This is a genomic window from Bacillus sp. ATD, assembly GCF_050585765.1.
In the GTDB taxonomy this organism is placed as follows: domain Bacteria; phylum Bacillota; class Bacilli; order Bacillales; family Bacillaceae; genus Bacillus; species Bacillus stercoris.
The window spans coordinates 44,520-58,566 of sequence record NZ_JBOBQH010000007.1 but is presented as its reverse complement, the minus strand read 5'-3'; the positions used below and the strand labels follow the sequence as shown (position 1 = coordinate 58,566).

Sequence of the window (14,047 nt, the reverse complement as noted above, 5' to 3'; positions counted from 1 at the left end):
TACAGAAAAATAAGAAGGAGCTGTCTGATGATTACACGAAGGAAACGCATGTTTACCACTGTTACGTTGCTGGTCTTGTTGGTGATGGGAGCCTCTGTATATCCTGTGAAAGCTGAAGGGGCAGCGCGGCAGATGGAAGCGCTGAACCGGGGGCTTGTCGCGGTCAAGACGGACGGAGGCATTTTTGTCAGCTGGCGGTTTCTTGGCACTGAAAACGCATCTGCTTTGTTCAATGTGTACAGAGACGGGCAAAAACTGAATGCTGCGCCTGTCAAAGCCACGAACTATGTGGATAAAAACGGATCGACCAGCTCAACGTATACGGTTCGTACCGTCGTTAACGGTACCGAACAGGCGGCATCTGAAAAAGCCTCCGTATGGGCGCAGCCGTATCATTCCGTCCCGCTGGATAAACCGGCTGGCGGCACGACACCAAAAGGTGAAGCTTACACCTACAGCGCCAATGACGCAAGTGTTGGCGATGTGGATGGTGACGGGCAATACGAGCTAATCCTGAAATGGGACCCATCTAACTCAAAAGACAACTCGCAGGATGGCTATACAGGTGACGTGCTGATTGACGCGTATAAACTGAACGGAACGAAGCTATGGCGGATCAATCTCGGCAAAAATATCAGAGCGGGCGCGCACTACACCCAGTTTATGGTGTATGACCTTGATGGTGACGGAAAAGCGGAAGTGGCAATGAAAACGGCGGACGGGACAAAAGACGGCACTGGAAAAGTGATTGGAAATGCCAATGCTGATTACAGAAATGAACAGGGGCGTGTGCTGTCAGGACCGGAATACCTTACTGTGTTCCAGGGGACAACCGGGAAAGAACTTGTCACCGCAAATTTTGAACCGGCGCGCGGCAATGTATCGGATTGGGGAGACAGCTACGGCAACCGTGTTGACCGTTTTCTCGCCGGCATCGCCTACCTTGATGGACAGCGGCCGAGTCTGATCATGACCAGAGGGTATTATGCCAAAACCATGCTAGTCGCTTATAACTTCAGGGACGGAAAGCTGTCAAAGCTTTGGACGCTTGACTCCTCAAAGCCAGGAAATGAAGCGTTCGCAGGACAAGGGAATCACAACCTGAGCATTGCGGACGTTGACGGGGATGGAAAAGATGAGATTATTTTCGGCTCAATGGCTGTTGATCATGACGGCAAAGGCATGTACTCAACGGGCTTAGGCCATGGGGATGCCCTCCATGCCGGGGATCTTGATCCGAGCCGGCCGGGGCTTGAGGTGTTTCAGGTACATGAGGACAAAAACGCCAAATACGGCTTATCCTTCCGTGATGCGGCAACCGGAAAAATCCTTTGGGGCGTTTATGCCGGCAAGGATGTAGGCCGCGGAATGGCTGCTGATATCGACCCGCGTTATCCGGGGCAGGAAGTGTGGGCCAACGGTTCCCTTTACTCAGCGAAAGGGGCCAAAATCGGAAGCGGGGCTCCGTCCTCGACCAACTTCGGCATCTGGTGGGACGGCGACCTGCTGCGGGAACAGCTGGACAGCAACCGAATTGATAAGTGGGATTATCAAAACGGCGCATCGAAAAATGTGCTGACCGCATCAGGCGCAGCCGCAAACAACGGTACAAAAGCAACGCCGTCACTTCAGGCTGACCTGCTTGGAGACTGGCGTGAGGAAGTGGTGTGGAGAACGGAGGACAGCAGCGCGCTCCGCATTTATACGACGGCCATTCCGACTGAGCACAGGCTGTATACGCTGATGCATGATCCTGTGTACCGGCTTGGCATCGCCTGGCAAAATGTCGCCTATAACCAGCCGCCGCACACAAGCTTCTTTTTAGGAGACGGCATGGCGGAACAGCCAAAACCGAATATGTATACGCCTTAACTGAAAGGGGGAAGGAACGGGCTGCGCCCAGCCCGTTCCCATCAAATGAAACCGAAAAAGAGGCAAATGGAATACTTGACCAGAGGTTTGATTGCGGTACAGACAGAACAGGGCGTGTTTGTCAGCTGGCGTTTTCTCGGAACGGATCATGAGACGACGGCTTTTCACCTTTATCGAGATGGAAAGCGAATCACCCGCGATCCGATCGCTGACAGCACCAATTTTCTTGATCAAAACGGAACGGCAGACTCTGTTTATCAAGTGGCGGCTGTCAATAAAGGACGGGAAGAAAAGCTTTCCAAGGAAGCACGTGTTTGGCAGGAAAATGTTCTTGAGGTTCCGCTTGCCAAACCGGAAGGCGGTGTGACGCCGGACGGAAAGCCGTACACTTACAGCGCCAATGATGCCAGTGTCGGAGATGTAGACGGGGATGGAGAATATGAAATAATCCTGAAGTGGGATCCGTCCAATTCAAAAGACAACGCTCATGACGGTTATACCGGGGAGGTGCTCATAGATGCCTATAAACTGGACGGCACCTTTTTGTGGCGCATCAACCTCGGCAGAAACATCAGAGCGGGCGCTCATTATACGCAATTTATGGTGTATGACTTGGACGGTGACGGAAAAGCAGAAATCGCCATGAAAACAGCTGACGGCACAACAGACGGGAAAGGACATATCATCGGTGATGAGCATGCCGATTTTAGGAACGAACAGGGCAGAATCCTGTCCGGTCCGGAATATTTGACCGTGTTTAAAGGAGAAACCGGTGAGGCGCTCACGACCGTGGAATATGAACCGCCCCGCGGCAAGCTGGAGGATTGGGGAGACGGCTATGGAAACCGGATGGACCGTTTTCTCGCTGGAATCGCTTACTTGGATGGGGAGCGGCCGAGCCTCGTAATGGCGCGCGGCTACTATACGAGAGCCGTGCTCGTGGCATACGATTTCAGAAACGGAAGGCTCAAAAAACGCTGGGTATTTGACTCCAACCATCCGGGACATGAAGCGTACGCAGGACAGGGGAACCACAGCTTGAGCGTGGCAGATGTGGACGGAGACGGAAAGGATGAAATCATCTATGGCGCAATGGCGGTCGATCATGACGGAACCGGCCTGTACTCAACGGGGCTCGGACACGGAGACGCGATGCATGTAGGGGATCTGGACCCGTCACGAAAAGGGCTTGAGGTGTTCCAGGTGCATGAGGATGCCACGAAGCCGTACGGACTGTCACTGCGGGATGCCGGAACCGGTGAGATATTATGGGGCGTCCACGCTGGAACTGATGTTGGCCGGGGCATGGCGGCTCATATTGATCCAAGCTACAAAGGGTCGCTCGTCTGGGGAATTGATCCGCCGGGCAATGATGGTATGTCGTATGGGCTTTTTACGAGCAAAGGAGAAAAAATCAGCGACAGAGCGCCCGCTTCAGCCAATTTCGCCATCTGGTGGGACGGAGATTTGGTCAGAGAACTGCTTGATCATGACTGGGACGGAACGATTGGCAGGCCAAAGATTGAAAAATGGGATGCTGAAAATAGCTGTCTGAAGACGATATTTCGACCGGACGGCGTGCTGTCCAACAACGGCACGAAAGGAAATCCGGTTCTTCAGGCCAACCTGTTCGGGGACTGGCGGGAAGAAGTGATATGGAGAACGGAAGACAGCAGCGCACTCCGTATCTATACAACGACACATCTCACTCGCCACCGTTTTTACACGCTGATGCACGATCCGGTTTACAGGCTCGGCATCGCCTGGCAGAACACCGCCTACAACCAGCCCCCGCACACGAGCTTTTTCCTCGGTACAGGGATGAAAAAACCGCCGAGGCCCGCCCTGTACATAGCGGGCAGCAAAGCGGAGGCACCGCTGTAGGAGGACTAAGGGATAAGAAGCAGCCGTATAAAAAACGAGGAGGAATGAAAAAATGGCAAATCATATTTATCTCGCCGGCGATTCGACTGTTCAAACGTATGGAGACAGCACAAATCAAGGGGGCTGGGGGCAGTTTCTCGGCTCGCATCTGCCGGAGCATATCCAAGTAATCAACAGAGCGATTGGGGGAAGAAGCTCGAAAACATTTGTGGAAGAGGGCAGGCTTCAGGCGATTCTTGATGTGATCGAGCCGGATGATTGGCTGTTTGTGCAGATGGGCCATAATGACGCATCGAAAAATAAGCCGGAGCGCTACACCGAGCCTTATACTACCTATAAACAATATTTAAAACAGTACATCGCCGGTGCGCGGGAAAAAGGCGCCCATCCGCTTCTCATTACCCCCGTAGCCCGATTTCACTACGAAAACGGCGTGTTTTTGAACGATTTTCCTGATTATTGCATTGCCATGAAGCAAACGGCTGCTGAGGAGAATGTCCAGCTCATAGATCTAATGGAGAAAAGCCTTGCTTTCTTTACTGAGAAGGGCGAGGAAAAGGTGTACACCTATTTTATGGTTTCAGAAGGGATTAACGATTACACGCATTTCACAAAAAAAGGCGCAAATGAAATGGCGAAACTTGTGGCAAGAGGCATAAAGGAGCTCGGCCTGCCATTGACAGAATCGATCATCAAAGAAGGGTGAAGAATGTGAGGAGAAAACTATATCATGGGGCTTGCTATTATCCGGAATTATGGGATGAAGAGACGATTCAGCAGGACATTGACATCATGCGTGAAGTTGGCGTGAATGTTGTGCGGATCGGCGAATTTGCCTGGTCTGTCATGGAACCTGAAGAAGGAAAAATTGACATCGTTTTTTTCAAAGAAATCATCACCCGGCTGTATGATAGCGGCATCGAGACGATCATGTGCACGCCGACGCCTACCCCGCCGATTTGGCTGTCACACGGCCGGCCCGAACGCATGCATGTCAATGAAAAAAGAGAGATCATGGGGCATGGCTCCCGTCAGCACGCCTGTACGAACAACCCGTACTTCCGAAAAAGAGCCGCCATCATCACGACAGCCATCGCCAAGGAGCTTGGCCAGCTCCCGGGACTGATTGGCTGGCAGCTAGACAATGAGTTTAAATGCCATGTCGCAGAATGCATGTGTGAGACGTGCTTGCGCTTATGGCATGACTGGCTCAGAAACCGCTATGGCGTGATTGAGCGGTTAAACGAAGCATGGGGAACCGATGTGTGGAGCGAAACCTATCAGACGTTTGAGCAAGTGCCGCAGCCGGGGCCGGCCCCGTTTCTGCATCACGCCTCTTTAAGGACCATGTATCAGCTGTTTTCGATGGAGATGATCGCTTCGTTTGCGGATGAACAGGCCAAAATTATCCGCTGCTATTCAGATGCGCCGATCACGCATAACGGATCAGTCATGTTCAGCGTGGACAATGAGCGAATGTTTCAGAATCTCGATTTTGCCTCCTATGATACGTACGCTTCGCAGGAAAACGTCTCTGCCTTTTTATTGAACTGTGATTTATGGAGAAATCTGAAACAGGGGCGCCCATTTTGGATTTTGGAAACGAGTCCATCGTATGCCGCCTCGCTTGAAAGCTCCGCTTACCCGCACGCCGACGGGTATTTGCAGGCCGAAGCCGTATCGTCCTACGCCTTAGGAAGCCAGGGGTTTTGCTACTGGCTGTGGCGGCAGCAGCGTTCAGGCAGCGAGATTTCCCACGGTTCGGTTCTCAGTGCCTGGGGCGAGCCCACCATCGGCTACCCAAATGTGCTGGCGGTTGAGCGGGCAAGAAAGGAAATCGAACCGATTATTCTATCGACTGAACCCGTTCAAGCCGAGGCGGCGATGACGTACTCTGACAGAGCAAAAGCATTTATCAAAACTGAGCCTCACCGGGGACTCCGGCACCGTTCGCTTGTGACGCATTTTTATGAACGCCTTCTCAATACGGGGATTCACCGTGACCTCATTCCGGAAGGCGCTCCGCTGGACGGCTATCGTTTGCTGTTTACGCCATTTGTGCCGCATTTGTCTTCTGAATTTATCAAAAAGGCTACGGCATTCACTGAAGCCGGCGGCATCTGGATCGCCGGGCCGCTGACAGGAGGGCGCACATGCGAGCATACGATTCATACCGATTGCGGACTTGGCGAACTTGAGAAAACGTCAGGGATCAACACGCTGTTCACCTTTCCGATGAACGAGAACGTGAATACAGGAAAAGCGTTTGGCATCACTGCGCCGCTCGGACTGTGGAGCGCGGTGTTTGACACAGAGAGCGGAAACATCCTTGGCACGGTTGAATCGGGACCGGGAGCGGGCCATGCTTTTTTGACGGAACGAAATTACGGCGAGGGGAAAATCGTCATGCTGGGCTCGCTTCCAACCGGGAAAGACGGGGATGCGATGCTGGAGGCGCTTGTCAGGCATTACGCCGCTGAGGCAGCCATTTCTGTCCGCTCGGATGTGACACCCGGCACGATCGTTGCCCCGCGCAAAGGCGATAACGGCCTCGTGTGGATCATCGTGAATATGGATGGAAAAGGCGGAAGCGTGACACTGCCGGAAGCGGGAACGGATCTGTTGAAAAAACGTTTGGAAAAGGCGGGGAGGCTGGCGGTCGGACCGCATGAATACCGTGTAATTCAGTTTGACAATCACAGCTGATTCTTTGCATCGAATCAGCTTTTTTCTATGGAGGGAGAGACCGATGAAAAAGATCAAATGGTTATCAGAACAGCCAAAAGTGACAAGCGGTGTGACGTGGGGCGTGCCATGGAAAAAAGGAGAATTAAAAAAGGGTGACCGTCTGGCGCTTCTGAATGAAAACGCGGAAATGCGATATGTGCAAAGCGAACCGTCGGCCTATTGGCCTGACGGGAGCATCAAGTGGACGAAGCACGCGGCGGTGTTTGGCGGTCAGGAGAACCAAAGCTTTACAGTACAAAAAGGAGATGCACCGCAGCCGACAAAATCGATCAGCATTCACGAGTCAGCGCATGACATCCAAGTGGATACAGGAACGCTCGTCTGTACCATTCATAAAACAGGCTTTGATTTCATTCAATCGCTGCAGATCAACGGAAAGCCGATCGCCGCAGGCGGGAGGCTCGTTGCCATAAGAGAAACGAAAAAGGAGTCAGCGGCGGAAACGGTTCTTTTTCAAGAAACATCTGTCAGCCTTATCAAACAGGCGGCGATTGAGCAAAGCGGTCCTGTCAAAGCAGTGGTCAAAATCGAGGGAATTCATGTGCTCCATAAAACGAATGAAGAATGGCTGCCGTTTGTCATCCGTTTGACGTTTTATGCCGGGCTGTCTGAGATCGGCCTTGTGCACACGCAGCTAATTGACAGGAGCGGTAAACAAGAATTCATTAAGGGGATCGGCATCGAATTTGACCTTTTTTTGGAGGGAGAGCCGTACAACCGCCATTTTCGTTTTGCGGGAGAGAAGGGGATGTACAAAGAACCCGCCCAGCTGTTTGGCACACGTAAATTCAATGAACGGTATCCGCTTTATGAAAAACAAATCAATGGCGAAACGCTGTCACCAGATGAAGAGCATAAGGAATGGCTTGCGCACGGAACACAGAATGCGGTATGGGACGATGTGAAGCTTGTTCAGGATTCAAGCGATCATTACAGCCTGTCAAAACGGACCGGAAAAGATTATGCGTGGGTCGGAATGCTGCATGGCAGCCGGGCGAAGGGGCTTTGCTATGCGGGCGGCGAAAATGGCGGTGTGGCTCTCGGCCTGCGGTATTTCTTTGAGAAATATCCGTCAGCTCTGGAAATCACAGGTCTTGCCGGCAGCCGCCCAAAAATGACCGTCTGGCTTTGGCCCCCGGATGGAGAAGCGATGGATTTGCGGCATTATACAGGACATACCCATGTGGCCAGCGCGTATGAAGGCTTTGAGGAAATGCGCTCTGATCCGACCGGCATTGCGAACACGAATGAAATCAGCCTGGCGTGCTTTTCGCACATGCCGTCTGATGAAGTCCTAAATGTGCTCGCTGACAAATGGCAGGCGCCGCCGCTCTTGGTATGCGAGCCGAACGTCTATTACGAATCAAAAGCGCTCGGGGTTTGGAGCATCATTGACACATCCCATCCGCTCAAAAAAGAGCTGGAGGAACAGCTTGACGCCGCCTTTCTGTTTTATAAAAAGGAAGTAGAGCAGCGCAAATGGTACGGATTTTGGCATTATGGCGATGTCATGCATACGTATGATCCAATTCGGCACATGTGGCGATATGATCTCGGCGGATACGCCTGGCAAAACAATGAGCTCGTTCCGACCCTATGGCTGTGGCAGGCGTTTTTCCGCTCAGGCAGAGAGGATATCTTCCGAATGGCAGAAGCCATGACCCGCCACACGAGTGAAACGGACAGCTTTCATCTCGGTGAATACGCCGGGCTTGGCTCACGGCATAACGTTGTGCACTGGGGATGCGGCTGCAAGGAAGCGAGAATCAGCATGGCCGGACTTTATAAATTCTATTATTATCTGACGGGTGATGAACGGACGGGAGATCTTTTGACAGAAGTGAAGGATGCCGATTATGCCCTTGTCAAAACCGATCCGATGCGCGCTTTTTACGAGAAAGGCAAGCACCCGACTCACGTGAGAACGGGGCCGGACTGGGCGGCGTTTTGCTCGAACTGGCTGGCGGAATGGGAGCGTACCGAAAATCCGGAATATCTCAAAAAAATCGAAACGGGCATCAACTGTCTAAAGCAGCTGCCGCTCCGCTTATTATCCGGCCCGACATTTGAATATGATCCGGCGACTTCGATGCTTCATCACATGGGAGACGGCATTGCGGGCGGATATCATATGATCATTGCCTTCGGCGCGCCGCAAGTGTGGATGGAGCTGGCTGAGCTTCTTGATGACCGGGAATGGGAGGAAATGCTGAGTGAATTCGGCGAATTTTACACCCTCAGTGATGAGGAAAAACGCAAAAAAAGCGGAGGCGCACTTCATGACGGGCATTTTCACTGGCCGATGTTCGCCGCCGGTATGACAGCCTACGCCGCGAGAAAAAAACAAGATCCTCATCTCGCCGCCAAAGCGTGGAATCTTTTGCTCGATGATAAGCTCAGCCATACGCCGCTTCCGATCAAACCCGAGCGCATCGAGACATGGACGCAGCTGGAGGAACTCCCGTGGGTGACAACCAATACTGTCTCCCAATGGTGTTTGAACGTCATAACAGCGCTGGAACTGATCGGAGATTCCCTTCCGGCAAAAAAAGAAACGTCGGGCAAAAAAGGATAACAGCCGGAATTTCATAGGAGAAACGAAGCAAAAAATGAAGATTGCAAGAATTTATGTAAGCGCTTTATATTGAGAGAGGCAAAGGGGAAATGCAAAGTGAAAAAAAGGGGGACTTACGCATCATGAAAATAAAAATGCGAAAAAAATGGCTGGCCTTGCCGCTTGCTGCCATGATGATCGCCGGATGCAGCAATTCGGAAACATCCAGTTCAGCGGGCGGTTCGAAAGACACGATTAACATTATGGCGCCGCTCTTATCGCCGGAAAGCCCGAGTGAAAAGAGCCCTTCATTAAAAGCGCTCGAAAAATACACAGGCAAAGAGATTAAGGTGACATGGGTGCCTGATTCATCCTACAACGACAAATTCAACATCGTCATGGCTTCAGGAGAGATGCCTCACGCGATTGTCATTAAAGATAAGTCAGCCGGCTTTATCAAGTCTGTCAAAGCAGGGGCATTTTGGGAGCTGTCTCCTTATTTAAAAGACTACAAGAATTTAAGTCAGGCAGATGAAAAGATTTTGAAGAACAGCTCGGTGAACGGCGAGGTGTACGGAGTCTACAGAACGAGGGACCTGATCAGGGCGTGTATGATCATCAGAACCGACTGGCTGAAAAATGTCGGCCTGGATATGCCGGAAACGCTTGATGATTTCTATGAAGTGCTGAAAGCTTTTAAGGAAAAAGATCCTGACGGGAACGGCAAGGATGACACGTACGGAATGGTCGTGCCGAAATGGATGGGGCTCGGCAACGGAAGCCCGTGGGATGTTCTGCAAATCTGGTTCGGCGCCCCGAACCGCTACGGTGTTGAAAACGGAAAGCTGATTCCTGATTTTACAACGAAGGAATACATGGAGGCGCTCAAGTTTTTTAAAAAGCTCTATGATGAGGGTTTGATCAATAAGGATTTTGCGGTCATGGATTCAGCAAAGTGGAATGATCCGGTTGTGAAAGGAAAAGCGGGTGTCATCGTTGATACAGGCTCCAGAGCGTCTCAGATCCAAAGCGCGATGGAGGAGGCGGATGAATCGAACAAGGATATCATTGATATTGTCGGCTCGCTTGAGGGGCCGAATGGCAAGCGCACCTTTCCGACATCCGGTTATTCAGGCATGATCGCGATACCAAAATCAAGCGTCAAAACCGAAAAAGAGCTGAAAGAGGTGCTGTCCTTCCTCGATAAAATGAATGATAAGGAAGCGCAGATTCTCACGAACAACGGAGTGGAGGGGCGCAATTACGAGCTCAAGGACGGCGTATTCACCTCACTTGAAAAAAACAACAAATCCCTCCTATATGAGCATGAAGGCTTGGCGCAGTTCAGCATGTCGATCCCGAAAAGCGAGTATTACATCGAAGAGCAGAAAACAAAGCTCTTTCAGCATCGCAAAGACATCATAACTGAAGGAGAAAAAATAGCCGTCTTTAACCCGGCTGAGTCGCTTGTATCCGATGTCTATACCCAAAAAGGAGCCCAGCTTGACAACATCATTCTCGACGCGAGAACACAATTTATCATTGGAGAAATTGATGTAAACGGGTTCGAGGATGCGGTGGAGCTTTGGAAAAAAAGCGGCGGCAATGACCTGATGAAGGACTTGAACAAATTGTATCAATCGTCAAAATAAACCGATGCGCCTGCCGCTCGGCGGGCGCGCCGGTACCACGAAAGGAGAACAGATATGGAAACAGTGCCGAAGAAGGGAGATTCACCTGTTCTCACTGCTGGAAAAGGCATCAGTTGGATGGCTGCGCTCAAACGGGACAAATGGCTTTATCTTCTTCTTATTCCAGGTCTGCTTTATTTTTTGATTTTCAAATACTTGCCGATGTGGGGCGTCCTGATCGCATTTAAAGACTATTCGCCATATCTCGGCTTCTGGAAAAGCGAATGGGTCGGCTTTGATTACTTCAAAGACTTTTTTATGAATCCGGATTTTTTCCGGCTGCTGCGCAACACCCTCATGCTGGCGAGCATGGATCTGTTGTTTGCCTTTCCCGCGCCGCTCATTTTGGCATTGCTTTTGAATGAGGTGAGAAAGGCCGTGTATAAAAGATGTATCCAAACCTTTATTTACGTGCCCCATTTTGTATCCTGGACAATTGTGGTCAGCATCACCTTCGTTTTCTTTACTGTCGATACAGGTGTGATCAACAAAATGATTATGAGCCTGACAGGTGAGCAGATTTCTTTCTTGTCTGATGCAGACTGGTTCCGCCCGATGATTGTGATGCAAAGCATTTGGAAGGAGACAGGCTGGGGGACGATTCTATTCTTGGCCGCACTGGCAACTGTTGACCAAGAGCAGTATGAAGCCGCCATCATGGACGGAGCGGGCCGGTTCAGGAGAATGTGGCATATTACGCTGCCGGCAATCAGAAGCACCATTATCGTTTTGTTGATTTTAAGAATCGGCAGCTTTTTGAATCTCGGTTTTGAACAGGTGTATTTGATGACGAACTCGCTCAACCGCAGCGTGGCTGATATTTTTGACACGTACGTGTACATGATGGGGATTACCCAAGGCGCGTACAGCTACAGCACGGCGGTGGGGTTGTTTAAATCGCTTGTCGGAATCATCTTGATTTTCGGCGCCAATTACATTGCGAAAAAGTTTGACCAGGAAGGATTGTTTTAGAGGAGGGAGAGGTATGGCTGAAATTCACACGATGCATAACACCAAAGCCGGACGGGTGTTTGACGTCTGCAACATTCTGTTTCTCGGCGGTGTCGGCGCGATTACCATTTTGCCGTTTTTGTACATTATCGCTGGTTCCTTTGCGACAGAAGCGGAACTTGCCCAGCGGAGCTTCTTTATTTTTCCGAAAACCTTTACACTCGATGCTTACAAGTATGTGTTTTCGACACCGACGTTCATTCGAAGCATGGGCGTGTCCATCTTCATCACCGTGGTCGGGACGGCTGTGCAGCTGTTTTTCACCTTCACGATGGCATATCCGCTTGCGAAGCGGCATGTGAAGGGACGGAATCTGCTGTTGAATCTAGTAATTTTCTCGATGCTGTTTTCCGGCGGCATGATCCCAACGTACCTTGTCGTAAAATCACTCGGCCTTTTGGATACGTATTGGGCATTGATTCTGCCGATGGCAATTAATCCGTTCAACCTCATTATTATCAAAAACTTCTTTCAGCAGCTGCCGCGCGAGCTGGAGGAGTCAGCAAAAATTGACGGGTGTTCCGAAATCGGCGTCTTCTGGCGGATCGCCCTGCCGCTGTCAAAGCCGGTCATCGCGACCTTTGCGCTGTTTTATGCGGTCGGGATTTGGAATGATTTCTTCCACGCTCTCTTATATATCAATGACAGTGCAAAATGGCCGCTGCAAATGGTGCTTCGCCAAGTTACGATTTTATCGGATTTAACGGCGACCAATGGCGATACGTTGCAACATGCCGTTCCGCCTGAGCAAGGTATAAAGCTCGCCGTCATTGTCATTGCGACGCTGCCGATTTTGGCGGTCTATCCATTTTTACAAAAACACTTTGCAAAGGGTATGCTGATTGGCTCGGTAAAAGGCTGAGAAAGGGAGTGTTTCATATGAGTACGTTACATCAGATTAAAATTGCCTATATCGGCGGGGGGTCTCAAGGCTGGGCCAGAAGCCTGATGAGTGATTTGGCGATTGATGAGAGGATGTCAGGCATGGTGGCACTCTATGATCTTGATTTTGAGGCCGCCCAGAGAAACGAAGTGATCGGCAATTACAGTGGAAACGGCAGATGGAGATATGAGGCCGTTTCTACTTTGAAAAAGGCGCTATCTGGCGCGGATATCGTCATTATTTCCATTTTGCCGGGTTCTCTGGATGATATGGAAATTGATGTTCACTTGCCAGAGCGCTGCGGTATTTATCAGTCTGTAGGTGATACTGTCGGGCCGGGCGGAATCATCAGAGGCTTGCGTGCTGTCCCGATATTTGCGGAAATTGCCCGGGCAATAAGAGACTACGCACCTGAGTCCTGGGTCATTAATTATACAAATCCGATGTCCGTCTGTACTAGAGCGTTGTATAAAGTGTTTCCCGGAATCAAAGCGATTGGCTGCTGCCACGAGGTGTTCGGGACGCAAAAGCTATTGGCGGAAATGGTCACGGAAAGGCTGGGAATAGAGGTGCCGCGGAGAGAAGATATCCATGTTAATGTGCTCGGCATTAACCATTTTACATGGATTACGGCAGCCTCTTACCGCCATATTGACCTGCTGCCTATATTCCGTGAATTCAGCTCGCACTATGGGGAATCAGGATATGAGCTGGAGGGACAGCGTCTTTCATTCGGCACACCGTGTTGCGTTTGATTTATTTGAAACGTATGGCGCGATCCCTGCTGCGGGTGACAGGCACCTGGCAGAGTTTCTTCCCGGCCCATATCTTAAACAGCCTGAGGTATGGAAATTTCATCTCACACCTATATCATTCAGAAAACAAGACAGAGCGCTGAAACGACAAGAAACAGACCGGTTCATTCAGCAACAACGGGGCGTTGCTGGGGAAGCTTCGGGAGAAGAAGGCGTGAATATCATAGCGGCTCTTCTCGGATTGGGTGAACTCGTCACGAATGTAAATATGCCGAATCAAGGCCAGGTCTCAAACCTTCCTATACAAGCCATTGTCGAAACGAACGCATTCATCACAAGGAACAGTGTCAAGCCAATTTTTTCCGGAGCGCTTCCGAAAGGTGTGGAAATGCTGGCAGCTATGCATGTATCCAATCAGGAGGCAGTGGCGGAAGCTGGTTTGACAAAGGATACAGGCCTCGCGTTTCAAGCCTTCCTTAATGACCCGCTTGTCATGATTGACCGCAATGATGCAGAGCAGCTTTTTGATGACATGCATCAAAGCACCATACAAAGCTGAGCAGGCCGATTTTTTCAGCAGGGTGAGCTTCTTTCGCGGTTTAGAAAGGAAAGCATTGACCATACTGATAGTATTATCAAGAAGTAGGTG

8 protein-coding genes and 1 pseudogene are annotated in these 14,047 nt (G+C 50.7%); all 9 read left to right on the top strand.

Annotation, left to right across the window (positions count from 1 at the left end; genetic code table 11):
* Window positions 1–9 precede the first annotated feature (9 nt).
* Window positions 10–1,872: a rhamnogalacturonan lyase gene (rhgW, locus tag ACQXR1_RS15835; protein WP_430772510.1), complete on the top strand. Its 1,863-nt coding sequence runs from the start codon at window positions 10–12 to the stop codon at window positions 1,870–1,872.
* 45 nt (window positions 1,873–1,917) lie between these two features.
* Window positions 1,918–3,756 (top strand): rhamnogalacturonan exolyase, encoded by a 1,839-nt coding sequence (gene rhgX / locus ACQXR1_RS15830; RefSeq protein ID WP_430772463.1) that lies wholly within the window; start codon window positions 1,918–1,920, stop codon window positions 3,754–3,756.
* Window positions 3,757–3,808: 52 nt separating this feature from the next.
* Window positions 3,809–4,462 (top strand): rhamnogalacturonan acetylesterase, encoded by a 654-nt coding sequence (locus ACQXR1_RS15825; RefSeq protein ID WP_071582180.1) that lies wholly within the window; start codon window positions 3,809–3,811, stop codon window positions 4,460–4,462.
* Window positions 4,463–4,467: 5 nt separating this feature from the next.
* The gene (gene yesZ / locus ACQXR1_RS15820; protein ID WP_071584114.1) at window positions 4,468–6,462 is read left to right on the top strand and encodes a beta-galactosidase YesZ; all 1,995 of its coding nucleotides are present in this window, start codon (window positions 4,468–4,470) and stop codon (window positions 6,460–6,462) included.
* Between the two features lie 43 nt (window positions 6,463–6,505).
* Window positions 6,506–9,079, top strand: a complete 2,574-nt coding sequence (locus ACQXR1_RS15815; protein WP_071580781.1) for a hypothetical protein — start codon at window positions 6,506–6,508, stop codon at window positions 9,077–9,079.
* Between the two features lie 122 nt (window positions 9,080–9,201).
* Window positions 9,202–10,710 (top strand): extracellular solute-binding protein, encoded by a 1,509-nt coding sequence (locus ACQXR1_RS15810; protein ID WP_430772462.1) that lies wholly within the window; start codon window positions 9,202–9,204, stop codon window positions 10,708–10,710.
* 54 nt (window positions 10,711–10,764) lie between these two features.
* Window positions 10,765–11,721: an ABC transporter permease gene (locus tag ACQXR1_RS15805; RefSeq protein WP_430772461.1), complete on the top strand. Its 957-nt coding sequence runs from the start codon at window positions 10,765–10,767 to the stop codon at window positions 11,719–11,721.
* Between the two features lie 13 nt (window positions 11,722–11,734).
* Window positions 11,735–12,622, top strand: coding sequence for a carbohydrate ABC transporter permease (locus ACQXR1_RS15800; protein WP_014663136.1), 888 nt, complete (start codon window positions 11,735–11,737; stop codon window positions 12,620–12,622).
* Window positions 12,623–12,630: 8 nt separating this feature from the next.
* Window positions 12,631–13,957 (top strand): annotated as a pseudogene (gene lplD / locus ACQXR1_RS15795) (alpha-galacturonidase LplD).
* The last annotated feature ends 90 nt before the right edge of the window (window positions 13,958–14,047 follow it).